Source organism: Kribbella sp. WER1, from assembly GCF_054189145.1.
The window spans coordinates 4,882,638-4,900,007 of sequence record NZ_CM135186.1 but is presented as its reverse complement, the minus strand read 5'-3'; the positions used below and the strand labels follow the sequence as shown (position 1 = coordinate 4,900,007).

Genomic DNA, 17,370 nt, shown 5'->3' with positions numbered 1-17,370 from the left:
TAGGCGGGGAATCACCAGACCCGCCCTTCAGTCGAGATAGCGCTTTCGGAGTTCGGCGAGGGCTTCGTCGCGGGGGACGGTGGCGCCGGCGGCGTACGCGGCCTCGTAGGCTTCGTTGCCGAGGGCATCGCGGAGTTGGTCGACGAGGCGCTGGACGTCGGCGTCCGGGATGGTCCGCAGGCCCTTCATGGTGGCGGCCAGCCCGAACACGCGGGCGACCTCGGCGGGTTCGCTGGTCAGCAGGTCGGCGTGCAGCGCGATCTCGACGACGGCGGCCGCGACCGGCATGTCCTCGGTGCCGAGCGCCAGCCCGATGGCTTCCCGGGCGCACTGCTGGGCCTTGCCGACGTCGCCGGTGGACGCGTAGATCCGGCTCAGCTGGCCGAGCATCACCGCCTGCCCGTGCGGCGCCATCCGCTCGGCGTCCAGGTCGAGGGTCGCGTACGCGCGTTCGGCCAGCTCGCGCGCCTCCTCGATCCGCCCGAGCCGGAACTCCACCTTGGCCAGGCCCATGTACGCCATCGCCTCGCCGCCGCGCGACCCGGTCTCGTCGGAGAGCTGTAGCGCCCGCTGGAGGTCGGCGCGGGCGCCGTCGTAGTCGCCGAGCTCGACCCGGCTCATCGCGCAGCTGCCGAGCAACTGGTTGACGCCTTCGGTGGTCCCGAGCTCCTCGATCAGCCGGAGCGCCTCGATCAACGACTCAAGTGCGGCAGCGTGATCACCGGTGCTGGCCTGGTACCCGGCGAGTCCGCGGAGCGCCATCGACTGGCCGAACCGGTCGCCGATCTCGCGGAACCCCGCGAGCGCGACGGTCAGGTCGGCCGCCATCTCGGAGACCTCGCCCTCGTTCTCGCGGAACATCGCGCTGGTCATCACGCCCATGTTCCGGATCCACGGATCGGGGTGGTGCCCGGCGGCCTCCAGTTCGGCGAAGCAGGTCGCCTTGTCCCGGCGTACGGCGGCCCAGACCGCGTTGGTGAACAGCCCGATGCCGGAGTCGACCAGGATCGGGTGCTTGCGGGTCATCCACCGGACCGTGGCCAGCCCGCGGGCGGCCTGCTGGAACGCCTTCGCGGCGTCCTGTCCGGTCGACATCCGGCCAAGCGCGAGCAGGTACAGCGCCTCGGCCTTGTCCAGCGGCACGGTCCGGCCCGGTACGGCGAGCGCCGCCTGCATCCAGGTGACCGCCTCGGCCGGGCGGCCGCTCATCGTCCAGTACTCCCCGAGCACCGCGACCATCTGGACTGCGACCCGCGCGGAGCCGACGTCGATCGCGGTCCGGAGCGCGTCGATCAGGTTCTCGTTGTCGGCGGTGAGGCGGGCGATCCACTCGATCTGCTCGCCGGTGCGGAGCTTCGGCCGCGCCTTGCGGAGCATCCGGCTGAAATACACGGTGTGCGCCCAGCGGAAGCGGTCGGACTCACCCGAGGCCTTCAGCTGCTCGGCGCCGTACGCACGGACCGTCTCGAGCATCCGGTAGCGCACCGACCGTTGGTCGGCGGCGGCTTCGACGAGCGACTTGTCGACAAGGGACGCGAGTACGCCGAGCACGGACTCGGCGGGAATGTGTTCGTCGCTGCAGATCTGCTCGGCAGCTTCGAGCGTCGCGCCGCCGGAGAACAGCGAGAGCCGCCGGGCGACTGCCTGCTCGTCCGGGTCCAGCAGGTCCCAGCTCCACTCGACGACGGCCCGCAGCGTCTGGTGACGCGGCAGCGCGGTCCGCGAACCACTGGTCAGCAGCCGGAACCTGTCGGCCAGCCGGTCGACGATCTGCGGCGGGTTGAGCGCCCGCAGACGTGCGGCGGCCAGCTCGATCGCCAACGGCATCCCATCCAGCCGCCGGCAGATCTCCGCCACGGCCTCCCGGTTCGCATCGGTCAGCTGGAAGTCAGGGCGTACGGCGCGGGCCCGGTCGACGAACAGCTGCATCGACGGGTACTCGTCGGTGCTCACGTCCTCCGGCGGCAAGTCGAGCGGACCGACCGGGTGCAGGTGCTCGCCGGGGATGCTCAACGGTTCCCGGCTCGTCGTCAGCACCCGGAGCCGCGGGCACGACGCGAGCAGCGAGTCGACGAGTCCCGCGACCTCCTGGACCAGGTGCTCGCAGTTGTCGAACACGAGCAGGATGCGCCGGTCGCCGATGACCTCCACGAGCCGCTGGGTCGCCGCGCGGCTCGTAGGGATGTGTTGCGGCGCAAACCGGGCCTGTGTCATGTCGACGTACTCACTGGCGCCAAGAGTGGACAGTACGGCGGGTGCGACGTCAGCCGCGTCACCCAACGGTGCGAGTTCTACGAACCAGATGCCGTCGCCGGCCTGGTCTACGAGAGACCTACCGGTCTCAGTGGCCAGCCTGGTCTTACCAGCACCACCTGGACCGACCATGGTGACCAGCCTGGTCCCATTGCTCAGCAGCCGGGTCAGCTCGACCACGTCCTCCCGGCGGCCGACAAAACTCGTCAACGGAGCCCGCAGGTTGCTCCGGGGCGCTGACGGAGCAGGAGCCGGTACGGCGGAACTCCTGGCGGCCGGGTCGACCGCATCGCCCCGTAGTACCGACACGTGCAGGTCGCGGAGCCGCGTGCCGGGATCAGCCCCGAGCTCATCGGCCAGGGTGGTGCGAATACGTTCGTACGCCGTCAGGGCCTCCGCCTGGCGACCGTCGGCGTACAGGGCCCGGATGAGGAGCTCGTGGACGCGTTCGCGGAGCGGGTGCGTGACGGCGAGGTGTTCGAGGTCGGCGATCAGGTCGCGAGCATGGCCGCAGCTGACGGCGGCCTCGGCCAGGTCCTCCGCGGCGGCCAGCCGGAGCTCGGCGAGCCGGTCCGCCTCGACCGCGGCGAACGGCAGGTCGCGCAGGTCGGTCAGGGCCTCGCCCCGCCACAGCTTGTCGGCCTGGGTGAGCAGCGCGTGCGCCTGCTCCGGGTCGGACGTGAGGACCGCGCGGCCGCGCCGTACCAGGTCCTCGAACTGGAGGGTGTCCACGCAGTCCGGGCCGATCGTCAGCGTGTAGCCGGCCGGACCGGACTGCACCGAGATGCTCGACTCGGTCGCCGGCAGGCTCGCCCGCAGCCGGGAGACGAGCGACTGCAGCGCGTTCGCACTCGGCGCCTCGCTCCCCCAGAGGCCGTCGACCAGCGTCTCGACACTGACCGGCCGCCCCGCGCTCAGCGCCAGCCGCGCCAGCAGCCCGCGCAGGCGAACGCCGCGGATGTCGAGCGGAGTCCCGTCGGCCGCCCACATCGCGAGAGGACCGAGCACCGCTATGCGCACTCCACCAGCCTCGCACATCCTCCCGCCCAAACACCCCTGCCTTTTGTCACTCGGCTCCCTTAAGGTCGGGAGTCGTGACAGAAATTGCCGCGCCGACGCAGCTCGCGCTCTCCCGAATCGTCGCCGAACGTCAGTCCAAGGGCCGGGTGCCCGGTGTGGTGGGCGCCGTCGCCCGGGCCGGGTCGCTGGCCTGGTCCACCGGCGTCGGATCCGCCGACCTGGACAACCCCGGCGTACCGCCGACCGCCGACTCGCAGTTCCTGATCGCGTCGCAGAGCAAGACGCTGACCGCGGTCACGATCATGGCGCTCCGCGACGAGGGCAAGCTCAGCCTCGACGACCCGATCGAGAAGCTGATCCCGGACAGCAGCCACGAGGGCATCACGGTCCGGCAGATGCTCAGCCACGCCAGCGGCATGCAGCGCGAACCGGTCGGCGACGTCTGGGACCTGATGAAGTTCCCGTCCCGCGAGGAGCTCGTCCCGGGCTGGAACGCCGCCGAGCGGATCGGCAAGCCACACCATCGGTTCCACTACTCGAACCTGGTCTTCTCGCTGCTCGGCGAGATCGTCGCGCGGCTCGACGGCCGGTCCTGGTACGACGCGGTCAAGGCGCGGATCCTGGACCCGCTGGAGATGCGCCGGACCACCGTCGGCATGGACGGCGGCCCGGCCCAGACCGGGTACTACGTGCCGCCGTTCTCCGACGTACCGGTCAAGGAGCCGCTGCTCGACATCGGCGCGATGGACGCCTGCGGCGGGCTGGCGTCGACGGCCGAGGACCTGGCGAAGTGGGCGATGTTCGTCGCGAACCCGGTCGACGAGGTGCTGTCCAAGGACACCGTCGAGGAGATGTGCCAGGTGCAGATCATGGCCGACGTGGACCGGTGGCAGCTGGCCTTCGGCCTCGGGTTCATGCTGCTGCGCCGCGGCGACCGGCTGTTCGTCGGCCACGACGGCGGCATGCCCGGCCACATCACCTCGACGTTCGTCGACCGCTCCTCCGGTACGGCGGGGATCGCGCTGTTCGGCGCCACCTCGTCGCCGGCCCCGAGCGCGCTGGCGACCGACCTGATCATCAAGGTCCTCGAGGACGACCCGCTGCCGCCCGAGGCCTGGGTCCCCGGTACGTCGGTCCCGGACGAGCTGTCCGGCGTTCTCGGCACGTGGTTCACCGAGGGCTCGCCGTTCGTCTTCTCGGTGAAGAACGGCGTACTCGAGGCCAAGTCCCCCGCGGCCGCCGAGCACCAGTCCCCCGCCGTCTTCGAACGCGTCGCCGAAGACACCTACCGCACCGTCTCCGGCCGCGAAGCCGGCGAACTCCTCCGCATCACCCGCGACCCGGCAGGCCACCCCACAAAGTTGCACTGGGCAACCTACCTGTGCACCCGCGAACCCCTGTCCTTCGGCGAGATCAACCCCGGTTAAACCACGCAGAAGTCGTTGCCCTCGGGGTCTTGCATCCAGAGGTGGTCGAGGGCGTCGTTCGTGGAGAACTCCTCGACCAGGGTGGCGCCCGCGGCCTGGAGTTCGGCGCCGGTGGTGCGGATGCGTTGTTCGCGGAGGTGCTGGGGTTGCGCGCGGCCGCCTGCCACCTGGAGGTCCAGGTGCAGGCGGTTCTTGACGGTGCGGGGCTCCGGCACCTTGAGGAACGAGATCGACGGGAGGACGCCGTTCGGGTCGGAGATCGCGGCGCCGTCGTTCCGCTCGTCCTCGGGCACGTTCAGGTCGGTGAACCACGCCTCCCAGGTATCCCATCCCGCCGGCGGATCCGCCTCCGTGTAGCCGAGCGCCGTACACCAGAAGCGGGCGACCAGCGCGGGGTCCACGCAGTCGATGGTGAGCGTCCACTTGGTCGTCATACGACCACTCTGACGCCCACCACCGACAGATTTGCTCAGGTACGGCGCCGGTACGCGCGGATCGCCAGCGGGGCGAAGACCGCGACCAGGCCGACCATCCAGGCCAGCGTGATCAGCAGCGGCTTCTCGATCGGGCCGCCGAGCATCAGCCCGCGCATCGTGTCCACCAGGTACTTGACCGGGTTGACCTTCACGAACGCCTGCAGGAAACCCGGCAGCGTGTCGGTCTTCACGAACACGTTGCTGCCGAACGTCAGCGGGAACATCACCAGGAACGCGACACCCTGGACGCCCTGCGCGGTCTTCAGCGACAGCCCGAGCCAGACCCAGATCCAGCACATCGACAACGCGAACGCCAGCACGACCACGAGCGCGAGTACGCCGTACCCGACGCCGTTCTGGAACCGGAACCCGAGCGCGAACCCGGTCCCCATCAGGATCACGATCGACAGGGTGTACCGGACCGCGTCGCCGAGCACCGCGCCGACCAGCGGCGCGATCCGGGCGATCGGCAGCGACCGGAACCGGTCGAACACACCCTTCGCGAAGTCGTCGTTCAGCGCGACGCCGGTGCCCATCGTGGAGAACACGACCGTCTGCACCAGCAGCCCGGGCAGCAGGAACGGCAGGTAGTCGCGCCAGCCGGCGCCCTGCGCGATCGCCCCGCCGAACACGAACAGGAACAGCACCAGGAAGATGATCGGCTGGAACGTCACGTCCGCCAGGGCTTCCGGGTTCTGCCGGATCCGGACGATGTTCCGCCAGGCCAGCGTCAGGCTCTGCTGCACCCAGGCGAACGGGTTGGTCCGTCGGGTTTCGATTGCCACCGTGCTCATCGGCCCGCTCCTTCCAGGACCTTCGGCTCCTCCGCGGTGTGACCGGTGAGCGCCAGGAACACCTCGTCCAGGCTGGGCAGCCGCAGCGACAGTTCGGTCACCGCGATCCCGGCCTCGTCCAGCCGCCGTACGACGACCGGCATCGACGAGCCGTCCGTCACCGGCACGCTGACCAGGGTGTTCACCACGTCGACGGTCGGCCGGGTACCGACCGATTCGGCGACGATCGCGGCCACCCGTTCGATGTGCGACGGCTCGGCCGGGCGGACGTCGAGCGATTGTTTGCCGGCCTGTGCCTTGAGTTCGGCGGGCCGCCCGTTCGCGACCACGGCGCCCTTGTCGAACACCACGATCGAGTCGGCCAGCGCGTCCGCCTCCTCAAGGTACTGCGTGGTCAGCAGCACCGTCGTACCGTCGAGGACCAGGTTCCGGACCGTCTCCCAGACGCCGTTGCGGGCGTGCGGGTCGAGGCCGGTGGTCGGCTCGTCGAGGTACAGGATGCTCGGGTTGCCGACCAGGCTCGCGGCCAGGTCGAGCCTTCTCCGCATACCGCCGGAGTAGGTCTTCGCGATCCGGTCGCCCGCGTCGGTCAGCTCGAAGCGCTCCAGCAACTCGTCCGCCTTGGCGCGGGACTGCGGCCGCGAGTACCCGAGCAGCCGGCCGATCATGATCAGGTTCCGGCGCCCGGACATGTCCTCGTCGACCGACGCGTACTGCCCGGTCAGGCCGATGATGCTCCGGACCTTCCCGGCGTCGCGGACGACGTCGTACCCGCCGACCGTGGCGTGCCCGCCGTCCGGGCGGAGCAGCGTGCCGAGGATGCGGACCGCGGTCGTCTTGCCGGCGCCGTTCGGGCCGAGGACCCCGAGAACGGTGCCGGTCGGCACGCTCAGGTCGACGCCGGCAAGCGCGGTCGTACTGCCATATTTCTTGACCAAGCCGACCGCCTCGATGGCGACCTGGTTCGTTGTGGTCATCGGGTTCCTCCCAGTTGTTACGTACTGGGACTACCGTGACTCCCCGTGCTGGCACGGGCCTGGCACACCGCTGTCTCAGCCCTTCAGCGGCACGATCTGGTTCGCCAGCAGCGCCTGGTACGCCTCGGGGTTGTAGCGCGCGAGGTTGCCGCGCGCCTTCCGCCGGTACTTGAGGATCTGGCGGGTGCCGATCGCCCACAGCACGTACTGGAACGCGAGCGCGATCTTGAAGTCACCGATCGCCTGCGGAGCGCCGCCGGACGACGCGTCCAGCAGTACGCCGACCATCCCGATGCAGAGCAGTGTCGCGATGAAGCCGCCGGTGTTGACCATCCCGTTCGCGGCCCCGAACCGGGTGGCCGGGTTGAACGTGCGGGCGTAGTCCAGGCCCAGCATCGACCCCGGTCCACCGGCCGCCTGGACCACGATCAGCGCCAGCAGCACGGGCATCGGCGCACGACCCGGCCACAGCAGTACGACGGTCCACATCACGACCGAGCCCGCGATCACCGCCAGGACGATCCACGAGCGGTAGAACGGGAACTTGGCGGCGTACCGTCCGACCAACGGCCCGTAGAGCAGGCCTGCGAGCACGGGGATGATCAGCATGGCCGCGGCGGTCGTTGGGGCGACCCCCTGTCCTTGCACGAGGAACGGGTAGCCCCAGAGCAGTCCGAACGTGCTCCCGGAGAAGCTGGTCGTGAAGTGCGTCCACAGGCCCAGCCGGGTGCCCGGTTCCTTCCAGGCGCGGCGCAGGTTGTTCTTGACCTCGTTGAGCGGTGGCTTGGCGCGGCGGAGCGGTTCGTCGTACGGGGTGTTCTTGACGAGCAGTAGGACGAGTACGCCGGTCAGCAGGCTCAGCACGGACGCCGTAGCGAACGTGGGGGTCCAGCCGAACGCGTGGAAGGCAGCCGCCATCGGAACGGTCGACATGATCGCCCCGAGCCCACCGAGCATTCCTGTCGCCTGCGACATCACGGGCTGCCGTAGCGCGGGGAACCACGACATGACGACCCGCAGCACGCTGATGAACACCAGGGCGTCGCCGACACCTAGTACTGCGCGTGCGGCAAGGGCAGCGGGGTACGAGTTGACCATGCTGAACGCGGACTGCGCCACGAACAGCAGCCCGGACGCAGCGATCAGCAGCCGCTTGGAGCCGTAACGGTCCAGCAGTACGCCGACCGGGACCTGCATGGCGGCGTACACCGTGAGCTGGACGACGGTGAAGCTGGCCAGCGCGGACGCGGAGATGTGGAAGCGTTCGGCGGCCTGCAGGCCGGCAACGCTCATCGATCCGCGGTGCAGAACGGTGACGAGGTACGTGAAGACAGCAGTGGCCCACACCACCCAGGCACGCCGTCCGCCCAGTTGGTAGCGAAGTTCGTTCACCGAGTGCCCCGCAGATCCGTCGCGGCGGTCTCGATGTGCGCGATCACGAGCTCGCGGAAGCGCTTGACGCTGTTCCCGCCGAGCGCCTCGATCATCTCCTGGTGCGCGGTGATCGACTTGTCCATCCGGGCCGGCTGGACCTCGATCCCCGGCACGCCCATCCGGACCTGACGGTCCCGGAGGCTGTTGTAGAGCTTGGCCAGAATTTGGTTGCCCGCGGCATCGACGATCGCCTCGTGGAAGGCTCGGTCGGCCTCCAGGAAGCTCTTCGCGTCGCCGGACCTGCGGTACGCACGCATCTCGTCGACGCGCTCGGTCAGCGTCTCGATCAGCTGCTTGCGGCGCGGCCAGACCTTGGCGGCGGCGTGCGTCTCGATCAGCTCGCGGGCCTCGAGGACGTCGTCGATCTCCTGCGGCAGCACCGGCAGGACGAGCGCGCCCTTCTTCGGGTACAGCTTGACCAGGCCGGACTCCTCGAGCCGGAGCAGGGCCTCGCGGACCGGCGTACGGGAAACACCCACCGCGGTCGCCAGCTCACCCTCGGTGAGCAGCTCACCGCCTGGGTACGCCCGATCCAAGATCGCGGCCTTCACGTACGCGTACACGCGCTCCGCCGCGGGGATCTTCTCCACCCCCGGCGCCGCCTCGACCACCACCCGCGCGATCTCCGCGGTCTCGTCACCCAATGTCAACGCGTCACTCGCCGCGTCCCCGCCTGCCACTGCCACCCCACCCATACGACTCGTATCTTTGTTGTATCTATCCTACACACACAGACAATCCACTGTCGAAGCCGGATATTCCCCAAGTTATCCACAGGCGTATCCACACGATGTGCACACCTTGACGCAGGGTTTCCCCTGCGTTGTGGACGAAGAACTCCGCTTCTCCACGATCCGGCCTAGAGTCTCGGGTTACCGGTCCGGACCCGTCCGTCCGGCCCCTGCCCCTGAGGAGGCCTCGTGTCCCGAACTCCCCGTCCCCGCCGGCTGGCCGCCGGACTCTCCGCCGCCGCGCTCGTCTGCGTGTCACTCGGCGCCACCACCGGCGCGCACGCCGCCACCACGGCCGGTCCGCTGATGAACTACGTGGTCAATACGAAGGCCACGCCCGGTCACGTCCGCAAGACCGAGGACGCGGTCAAGGACGCCGGCGGCAAGGTTCTCGTGTCGTACCGGCAACTAGGCGTCGTGATCGCGCAGTCCACGAACCCCGACTTCCGTACCGACATCCGCGCCACCCACAACGGCCGCGAGGTCGAGTCCGTCGGCGCCACCCGCACCGCCGCCGTCAGCGAAGGCGGCATGAACGCCGTCGACGAGGCCACCGCCACGCCGGTCGCCGACCCGCGCGAGGGCGAGCAGTGGGACATGCAGCAGATCAAGGCCGATCAGGCACATACCGTCACCGACGGTTCACGCAGCGTCCTCGTCGGCATCAACGACAGCGGCGTCGACGACAACCACCCCGACCTCGCCCCGAACTTCGACGCCGCGGACTCGGTCAGCTGCGTCAACAACGGCGTACCGGACCGCACCGCCGGCGCCTGGCGCCCGACCACCAGCTCACACGGTACGCACGTGGCCGGCACCGTCGCCGCCGCGCGGAACGGCATCGGCATCGTCGGCGTCGCGCCCGGCGTCCGGATCGCCTCCGTCAAGGTCGTGAACGACGCCGGCTTCATCTACCCGGAGTACTCGATCTGCGGGATCGTCTGGGCCGCGGAGCACCACATGGCCGTCACGAACCACAGCTACTACATCGATCCGTTCGAGTTCTGGTGCAAGGACAACGGCGACCAGGGCGCGGTCCAGGAAGCGGTACGCCGCGCGTACGCGTGGGCCACCGACCAGGGCACCCTCGCCGTCGCGGCCGCGGGCAACTCGAACTACGACCTCGCGAACAAGACCACGGACAACGGCAGCCCGAACGACTCCACCGCCGTACCGCGCACCATCAATAACGACTGCCTCGACATGCCGACCGAACTCCCCGGCGTGATCACCGTCGCCAGCACCACCAAGACCACGGCCCGCAGCAGCTTCTCCAACTACGGCCTCAACAAGATCGACGTAGCCGCCCCCGGCAGCTCCATCCTCTCCACCCTCCCCGGCGGCGGCTACGGCCTGATGAGCGGCACCTCCATGGCCTCCCCCCACGTCACCGGCATCGCCGCCCTCATCAAGTCCACCCACCCCTGGTGGGGCCCTCGCGACATCGAACGAGCCCTCCAGCGCGAAGCCGAGGACACCGCCTGCCCCAGCACCCCCGACCCCCGCTGCACCGGCACCACCGCCAACAACTCCTTCTACGGCGAAGGAATAGCCGATGCCCTGGACGCGGTAACCCGCTAACCCCCGAACCGAGTGGGGGTCCACCGCCCGGGACCCCCACTCACCCTCATTCCGCTCGCGCCAGGTGGAGACAGCTGACAGAGTGTGGGGATGTTGAAGCAGGTGGGTGATGGGGTTTGGGTGCGGCAGAGCGAGTGGGTGTGGAGCAACTCGACTGTGGTGCGGGGCGACGAGGGGCTGGTGCTCGTTGATCCGGGGATCAGTGGGGCTGAGCTGAGTGCGCTCGCCGATGATGTGGAACGGCTTGGGATTCCTGTGGCGGCTGGGTTTTCTACGCATCCGCATTTTGATCACTTGTTGTGGCATTCGCGGTTCGGGGATGTGCCGCGGTATGCGACTGCTGGGGGTGCGCGGGTTGCGAACGGGTCTCGGGAGGAGGCGCGGGCCATGGCGGCGGAGACTGCGGAGGGGATACCGCTCGAGCTGGTTGCGGTGGTCAGCGCGTTGCCGGCCGATGGTGGGACGGTGCCGGGGAAGATTGTCGAGCATGACGGGCATGCGGTGGGGCATGCCGCGGTGCTGTTGGCGGATCGTGGGGTGATGCTGGTCGGGGACATGCTGTCCGACGTACTGATTCCGATGCTCGATCCGCAGCAGAGCGGTCAGCTGGAGGCGTACGGAGCGGCGCTCGATCGGTTCGAGGACGCTGCGCGGCACGTTGACGTGGTGGTTCCGGGGCATGGGGAAGTTGCCGAGGGGGCTGCGGTGATGGCGCGGATTGCTGCCGACCGGGCGTACCTCGAGGCGCTGCGCCGGCGGCAGGAGCCGGTCGACGTACGGATGGAGCAGGACTGGATGGCGGGCCCGCACCAACGCAATCTGCAGGTCGTATTCGATTGATCGGGGCACCTAGCCCGTCGTGATCAGCACGATCCCCGCGACGACCACTGCCGCGGCGGTGGCTCGCTTCGGGCCGAAGCGTTCGTGGAAGAAGAGGGCGCCGATGATCGCGCCGAAGATGATGCTGGTCTCGCGGAGCGCGGCGATCGCGGCGAGCGTCCCGCGGGTCTGCGCCCACAACACCAGGCCGTACGCCGCCATCGACACGACACCACCCGCCAGTCCGGACAGCATCGCCGGGCGCGGCAGGTCGAAGATCCGCGGACCGCGCCACAACAGCACGGCGATCGGCATCGCGAACCCTTGCAGCATGAAGACCCAGCCCATGTACGTTGCCACCGGCATCTTGTGCACAGCGACCCCGTCGACCACCGTGTACGACGCGATCATCAACCCCGTCCCGATCGCCGCGAAGATCGCCGGGACCTGGTTGCGACCGGGCCGCCCGATGAAGACCAGCCCGATCAGCCCGGCCGAGACCAGGAGTACCCCGGCCAGCTCGAGCAGCGCCAACTGCTGATGCAGTACGACGATCGACACCACCGCCACCACCCACGGCGACGTACCGCGGGCCAACGGATACATCTGACTGAACTGCCCCAACTGGTACGACGCCAGCAGTCCGCCGAGGTAGGCGAGGTGCAGGATCGCCGACGCGATGATGTACCCCCACGTCCCCGCCGGCGGCAGCCCCATCACCAGCACCGCAACCAGCCCGATCACCCCGGCTGCCAGCTCGAACAACGCCAACCCGGCAACCCGATCCGGCGCGCCGTGCGCCATCGCGTTCCAGGTAGCGTGCAGAACCGCCGCCCCCAGCACCACCAAGATCACCACCACTCGAACACCCTCTCACCACGACCGAGGCCGGTCAGGCGGATTATGTTGCGGTGGACACGTCACCCGAACAGCGGCTGTACGACGCGGCGGCGCGCGGTGACGACCTGGCTGCCGCGGCAGCTGAGGCGATCGTAGACGGGCTCGACTCGCCGTCGCTTCGGGCGCTCACCGCCGCGCCGGCGAGCACCCGTCGGCGCGGGGTGCTGCTGATCGCGGCGCTTCACGAATTGGGAATACCTCGACCTGATCCGCGGGTACCCGGTCAGGCGGTCGACGGTACGCCGTACGCGCGCCTGCCGACCGACACGCTCCGTCTGGAGATCGAGGACGGCGAACTCGGGCCGGAGGTGACTGTCCGCATCAACGACCTGAACATCGCCGAGCCGCTCGGCGGGATGGGCATGCACCCGTTCGACCTCCTCGTACCCTGCAATCGGCTGGCTGAACTGAGTCGGGTCGTCGTCGGTCGCTGCGGATGTGGGGAGCCGGGGTGCGGTTCCACCGAGGCGCAGATCAGCCGGACGGACGGCGTCGTGCACTGGGACTGGTTCGGTGACGCGCCGGTGGACCACGGCGTCTCCTTCGAGGCCGCGCAGTACGACGCAGCGGTGGGGCGGCTCAACTGGCAGCCTCCGCCGATCGACAACGGGCTCGACCTCACGCCGGCCGGGCTGGAGCTCACCTGGGCCGGGGCCGATTATCGGGATCCACAGAAGTTCCTGGTCGCGCTTCATGCGAAGGACGAGCGGTTCCAGATCTTTCTGCGGTTCCCGATCGACATCGACACGGACGACGTACTGCGGACCCTGCGCCGGCCGCCGCGGACCTGGCGCGCGACGTACAGCTCGTTGGTCGTCGGCCGACGCGGACGACCGTCGATGGCTGGTTGGCGCTGGCGGTCAGAGGACGCCTGGGGGTAGCAGGCGGAGGCTCTGTGCGGTTTCGAGGATGGTGGTTTCGCGGGGGCGTCGCGTCTGCGGAAACAAATCGGCACCTAGCGCGGGTTTGTTTCCGCAAAGGTGATGGCCCGGGCAGGCGCCCGGGCCATCGGCGTCAGAACATCAATGCGCGGGCGGGATCCTCGAGGATGCTTGCGACGTCGGCGAGGAAGGTGGAGCCCTTCTCGCCGTCGATCAGGCGGTGGTCGAAGGACAGCGCGAGCGTGGTGATCCAGCGCGGGACGATCTCGTCGTCCACCACCCACGGCTGCTTGCGGACCGCGCCGAACGCGAGGATCGCGGCCTCGCCCGGGTTGATGATCGGCGTACCGGCGTCGACGCCGAACACGCCGACATTCGTGATCGTGAACGAACCGCCCGCCTGGTCCGCCGGCTGGGTCTTGCCCTCGCGGGCGGTGGCGACCAGGTCGTTCAGCGCGCGGCAGAGGTCCGGCAGGGTGAGCTGGTCGGCGCCCTTGATGTTCGGGACGATCAGCCCGCGCGGGGTGGCCGCGGCGATGCCGAGGTTGACCGCGCCCTTGTAGACGATCTCCTGGGCCTGCTCGTCCCAGGCCGCGTTCACGATCGGCGTACGGCGGGCCGCCAGCGTGACGGCCTTCGCGACGATCAGCAGCGGGGAGACGCGGAGGCCGCGGAACGCCTTGTCCGACTTCAGCCGCTCGACCAGCTCCATCGTGGCGCTGACGTCGACGGTGATCCACTCGGTGACGTGCGGCGCGGTGAACGCGCTGGCGACCATCGCCTGCGCCATCACCTTCTGGACGCCCTTCACGGGGACGCGGGTGTCACCTTGAGCGCTTGAGATGGGCTGGTACGCCGGTTCCTCGAGCGCCGGTGGGGTCGCGACGTACGCTTCGACATCCGCCCGGGTGATCACTCCCCCGGCACCGGTCGGCACGACCGCGCCCAGATCAATCCCCAGATCCTTCGCCAACTTCCGCACCGGCGGCTTCGCCAGTACGTGGCCCCCGGCAACCGGCGCCTGTGGCGCCGGGGTCGAAGGCGCGGCAGGCGCTGGGGGTGGGACGGGGGTTGTTGCCAGGGCGGCTGCGGCGGGTGAGCCCGGCGTCGGAGATGCGGGCACCTGACCGACCGGACCGCCGGCCGTGCTCGCGGCGCCCACGCCGCCCGCACCGCCTACGCCGGCGGGTTTGCGTTGGCGGCGTTTGGCTTCGGTGGTTTTGGGGCCGTAGCCGACGAGGACCGCGGTGCGACCGCCGTTCTCCTCCGGCTGCGTGGGCTCGTCGGCCGTCGCGTCGGTCTGGACCGAGATGATGGGGGTGCCGACGGGGACGGTCTCGCCCTCGGGGACCAACAGTTCGGTAATGGTGCCGGCGTACGGGATCGGGAGTTCGACCAGCGACTTCGCGGTCTCGATCTCGACGACGGTGTCGTTGAGCTTGACCGTGTCGCCGGGCTTGACCTTCCAGCTGACGATCTCGGCCTCGACGAGCCCCTCGCCGACGTCGGGGAGGCGGAACTGCTGGATGCCCATCAGTACCCCATCACCCGGTCGACGCCGTCGAGTACCCGGTCCAGGTCCGGCAGGTACTCGTCCTCCATCCGCGACGGCGGGTACGGCGTGTCGTACCCGGTCACGCGCAGTACCGGCGCTTCCAGGTGGTAGAAGCACTCCTCCGTCACCCGCGCCGCGATCTCCGACCCGGGGCCGAACGAGTGCGGCGCCTCGTGCACCACGACCGCGCGGCGCGTCTTCTTCACGGAGGCGAAGATCGTCGCGAGGTCGAACGGCGCGATCGTCCGCAGGTCGACGACCTCGAGATTCCGCCCGTCCTCGACCGCGGCCTCGGCGGCCTGCAGGCAGGTCTTCACCATCGGCCCGTAACAGAGCAGCGTCGCGTCCGTACCCTCACGGACGACCTTCGCCTTGTGCAGCGGCAGCGACGGCCCCGCGGACTCGTCCAGCTCGGCCTTCTCGTGGTACCGCCGCTTCGGCTCGAAGAAGATCACCGGGTCGTCGGACGCGATCGCCTGCTGGATCATCCAGTACGCGTCGACCGGGTCGCCGCAGGAGATCACCTTCAGCCCGGCCACGTGCGCGAACAGCGTCTCCGGCGACTCCGAGTGGTGCTCGACCGCGCCGATGCCGCCGCCGTACGGGATCCGGATGACGACCGGCATCGTGATCTTGCCCATCGACCGGTAGTGCATCTTCGCGACCTGGCTGATGATCTGGTCGTACGCCGGGAACACGAACCCGTCGAACTGGATCTCGCAGACCGGTCGGTACCCGCGCAGCGCGAGCCCGACCGCGGTCCCGATGATCCCCGACTCGGCCAGCGGGGTGTCGATCACCCGGTCCTCGCCGAAGTCCTTCTGCAGGCCTTCGGTGACCCGGAAGACGCCGCCGAGCTTGCCGATGTCCTCGCCCATCACGAGGACCTTCGGGTCCTTCTCCATCGCGGCCCGCAGACCGGCGTTGATGGCCTTGCCGAGAGTGATGTTGGTCATCGCTCAGCCCTCGCCTTCGAACGATGCGGCGTACGCGGCGTACTGCTCGCGCTGTTCGGCCAGTTGCGGTGTCTCGTCGACGTACACGTGCTGGAAGAAGTCGGTCAGCGTCGGCTCCGGCAGCGCCAGACAGCCGGCCCGCAGTTCGGCGGCGATCTTGTCGGCCTCGGCGTCGATCTCGTCGAAGAAGTCGTGGTCGACGCCGGCGTGCCGGGTCAGGTACGCGTGCACGCGCTCGATCGGGTCCTTGAGCTTCCAGTGCTCGAGGTCCTCGTTCAGCCGGTACTTCGTCGGGTCGTCGGAGGTGGTGTGCGCGCCCATCCGGTACGTGTACGCCTCGATCAGCGTCGGCCCGCTGCCCTCGCGGGCGCGCTTCATCGCCTGCTGGGTGACGGCGTACGTCGCGAGCACGTCGTTGCCGTCGACGCGGACGCCGGGGAAGCCGAAGCCGGCGGCGCGCTGGTACAGCGGGATCCGGGTCTGCCGGTCGATCGGCTCCGAGATCGCCCACTGGTTGTTCTGGCAGAAGAAGACGACCGGGGCGTTGAACACCGAGGCCCAGATGAACGCCTCGTTGACGTCACCCTGGCTGCTGGCGCCGTCGCCGAAGTACGCGATCGTGGCCTCGCCGTCGTCGGCGTCGCCGATCGCGTGGTCGCGCTGCTGGCCCATCGCGTACCCGGTGGCGTGCAGCGTCTGGGCGCCGATCACGATCGTGTACAGGTGGAAGTTGTTGTCCTTCGGGTCCCACGCACCCTGGTCGACGCCGCGGAACAGGCCGAGCAGGTTCAGCGGGTTGACCCCCTGGCACCAGGCGACGCCGTGCTCCCGGTAGGTCGGGAAGACCATGTCCTTTTTGTTCAGGGCACGGCCGGAGCCGATCTGCGCGGCCTCCTGGCCGAGCAGCGACGCCCACAGGCCGAGCTCACCCTGGCGCTGCAAGGCGGTCGCCTCGGCGTCGATCCGGCGAACCAGGACCATGTCCCGGTAGAAGCCCTTGACCGCCTCGTCGTCGAGGTCGAACGAGTAGTCCGGGTGCTCGACGCGCTCGCCTTCGGGCGTCAGGAGCTGGACGAACTCGACCTCTTCGGGGGCCTGGGGCGGACTGACCGGCGCCTCGTGGGGCGCGAACACTTCCGGGGCAAGGCCCGGCACCGACTCACTCACATGCACTCCTCGGGTTCGAGCGCGGGATCGCCGCGACCGCAACGTTGCACGGGTCCCCCCGCTGTTGCCGGGTGCGGCTTTCGCAGGCTGGTCCGCGTGATTCCAGGGGTTGATGCACTGCTGGCAGTGGACCTCCTCACTGGTCTCACTCCCATCTTGCCGGACACCGTACAGACCAGGTGCCTGATGCGCTAACTTCCTGGACTCCAGCGGGTACGGCGGTACCGAAATCGGTCCTGCGCTGAGACACCAGTCCAGCCACTGGTCCTATCTGCACGCTCCCCTGACAGCGAGCGCGCCCGGCGGCCACCACGTGTCACAACTTCGTCTCGACCGATCGCGCGTGGCGGGATCCGGCGGTCGGGTGGCCGGATATCTCCTTGCGCGCCCGCGCGCGCG

Annotated in this window: 14 protein-coding genes; 4 read left to right on the top strand and 10 right to left on the bottom strand. The window is 69.3% G+C overall.

All coding sequences use genetic code 11. The features are described 5' to 3' along the window. Positions 1-27: 27 nt before the first annotated feature. Positions 28-3,261 carry a BTAD domain-containing putative transcriptional regulator gene (locus ACXJJ3_RS23755; RefSeq protein WP_458164037.1) on the bottom strand — a complete coding sequence of 1,078 codons (3,234 nt, stop codon included), beginning with the start codon at positions 3,259-3,261 and terminating at the stop codon, positions 28-30. Between the two features lie 86 nt (positions 3,262-3,347). Here ACXJJ3_RS23755 and ACXJJ3_RS23750 point away from each other — a divergent pair, with 86 nt between their 5' ends. Beyond that, complete coding sequence (locus tag ACXJJ3_RS23750) at positions 3,348-4,700, top strand: serine hydrolase domain-containing protein (protein WP_458164036.1); 1,353 nt, start codon at positions 3,348-3,350, stop codon at positions 4,698-4,700. Here ACXJJ3_RS23750 and ACXJJ3_RS23745 read toward each other — a convergent pair. From ACXJJ3_RS23745 to ACXJJ3_RS23725, 5 genes are all read right to left on the bottom strand, one after another. Further along, a complete protein-coding gene (locus tag ACXJJ3_RS23745) occupies positions 4,697-5,134 on the bottom strand; it encodes a VOC family protein (RefSeq protein WP_458164035.1) in 438 nt (145 codons plus the stop codon). The two genes, ACXJJ3_RS23750 and ACXJJ3_RS23745, sit on opposite strands and share 4 nt — an antisense overlap. Before the next feature lie 35 nt (positions 5,135-5,169). After that, complete coding sequence (locus tag ACXJJ3_RS23740; RefSeq protein WP_458164034.1) at positions 5,170-5,970, bottom strand: ABC transporter permease; 801 nt, start codon at positions 5,968-5,970, stop codon at positions 5,170-5,172. Next, the gene (locus ACXJJ3_RS23735; RefSeq protein ID WP_458164033.1) at positions 5,967-6,947 is read right to left on the bottom strand and encodes an ATP-binding cassette domain-containing protein; all 981 of its coding nucleotides are present in this window, start codon (positions 6,945-6,947) and stop codon (positions 5,967-5,969) included. The genes ACXJJ3_RS23740 and ACXJJ3_RS23735 overlap by 4 nt, the downstream gene beginning before the upstream one ends. Positions 6,948-7,022: 75 nt before the next feature. Further along, complete coding sequence (locus ACXJJ3_RS23730) at positions 7,023-8,339, bottom strand: MFS transporter (protein WP_458164032.1); 1,317 nt, start codon at positions 8,337-8,339, stop codon at positions 7,023-7,025. Next, positions 8,336-9,067, bottom strand: coding sequence for a GntR family transcriptional regulator (locus ACXJJ3_RS23725; RefSeq protein ID WP_458164031.1), 732 nt, complete (start codon positions 9,065-9,067; stop codon positions 8,336-8,338). Before ACXJJ3_RS23725 ends, ACXJJ3_RS23730 begins: the two co-directional genes overlap by 4 nt. A 234-nt stretch (positions 9,068-9,301) precedes the next feature. On the opposite strand from ACXJJ3_RS23725, the gene ACXJJ3_RS23720 reads away from it, so the two are divergent. Beyond that, positions 9,302-10,693 carry a S8 family peptidase gene (locus ACXJJ3_RS23720; RefSeq protein WP_458164030.1) on the top strand — a complete coding sequence of 464 codons (1,392 nt, stop codon included), beginning with the start codon at positions 9,302-9,304 and terminating at the stop codon, positions 10,691-10,693. 90 nt (positions 10,694-10,783) lie between these two features. Beyond that, complete coding sequence (locus ACXJJ3_RS23715; protein ID WP_458164029.1) at positions 10,784-11,533, top strand: MBL fold metallo-hydrolase; 750 nt, start codon at positions 10,784-10,786, stop codon at positions 11,531-11,533. A gap of 9 nt (positions 11,534-11,542) precedes the next feature. On the opposite strand, the gene ACXJJ3_RS23710 is transcribed toward ACXJJ3_RS23715, so the two are convergent. Next, positions 11,543-12,373, bottom strand: coding sequence for an EamA family transporter (locus ACXJJ3_RS23710; protein ID WP_458164028.1), 831 nt, complete (start codon positions 12,371-12,373; stop codon positions 11,543-11,545). A 50-nt stretch (positions 12,374-12,423) separates the two neighbouring features. Here ACXJJ3_RS23710 and ACXJJ3_RS23705 point away from each other — a divergent pair, with 50 nt between their 5' ends. Continuing rightward, positions 12,424-13,293 (top strand): hypothetical protein, encoded by an 870-nt coding sequence (locus ACXJJ3_RS23705; protein ID WP_458164027.1) that lies wholly within the window; start codon positions 12,424-12,426, stop codon positions 13,291-13,293. A gap of 133 nt (positions 13,294-13,426) precedes the next feature. On the opposite strand, the gene ACXJJ3_RS23700 is transcribed toward ACXJJ3_RS23705, so the two are convergent. Genes ACXJJ3_RS23700 through pdhA form a run of 3 tightly spaced genes read right to left on the bottom strand, consistent with a single transcriptional unit; the run spans position 13,427 to position 16,971 of the window. Further along, positions 13,427-14,827 carry a dihydrolipoamide acetyltransferase family protein gene (locus tag ACXJJ3_RS23700; RefSeq protein ID WP_458164026.1) on the bottom strand — a complete coding sequence of 467 codons (1,401 nt, stop codon included), beginning with the start codon at positions 14,825-14,827 and terminating at the stop codon, positions 13,427-13,429. Beyond that, positions 14,827-15,804, bottom strand: a complete 978-nt coding sequence (locus ACXJJ3_RS23695; RefSeq protein ID WP_458164025.1) for an alpha-ketoacid dehydrogenase subunit beta — start codon at positions 15,802-15,804, stop codon at positions 14,827-14,829. The genes ACXJJ3_RS23700 and ACXJJ3_RS23695 overlap by 1 nt, the downstream gene beginning before the upstream one ends. 3 nt (positions 15,805-15,807) lie before the next feature. Continuing rightward, on the bottom strand, positions 15,808-16,971 hold the full coding sequence (gene pdhA / locus ACXJJ3_RS23690) for a pyruvate dehydrogenase (acetyl-transferring) E1 component subunit alpha (protein WP_458164024.1): 1,164 nt from the start codon (positions 16,969-16,971) through the stop codon (positions 15,808-15,810). Positions 16,972-17,370: the final 399 nt, after the last annotated feature.

Coding starts and splice junctions, on each gene's coding strand:
- ACXJJ3_RS23735 (WP_458164033.1), bottom strand. CDS start 6,947: ATGACCACAACGAACCAGGTCGCCATCGAGGCGGTCGGCTTGGTCAAG.
- ACXJJ3_RS23715 (WP_458164029.1), top strand. CDS start 10,784: ATGTTGAAGCAGGTGGGTGATGGGGTTTGGGTGCGGCAGAGCGAGTGG.
- ACXJJ3_RS23745 (WP_458164035.1), bottom strand. CDS start 5,134: ATGACGACCAAGTGGACGCTCACCATCGACTGCGTGGACCCCGCGCTG.
- ACXJJ3_RS23740 (WP_458164034.1), bottom strand. CDS start 5,970: ATGAGCACGGTGGCAATCGAAACCCGACGGACCAACCCGTTCGCCTGG.
- ACXJJ3_RS23695 (WP_458164025.1), bottom strand. CDS start 15,804: ATGACCAACATCACTCTCGGCAAGGCCATCAACGCCGGTCTGCGGGCC.
- ACXJJ3_RS23700 (WP_458164026.1), bottom strand. CDS start 14,827: ATGGGCATCCAGCAGTTCCGCCTCCCCGACGTCGGCGAGGGGCTCGTC.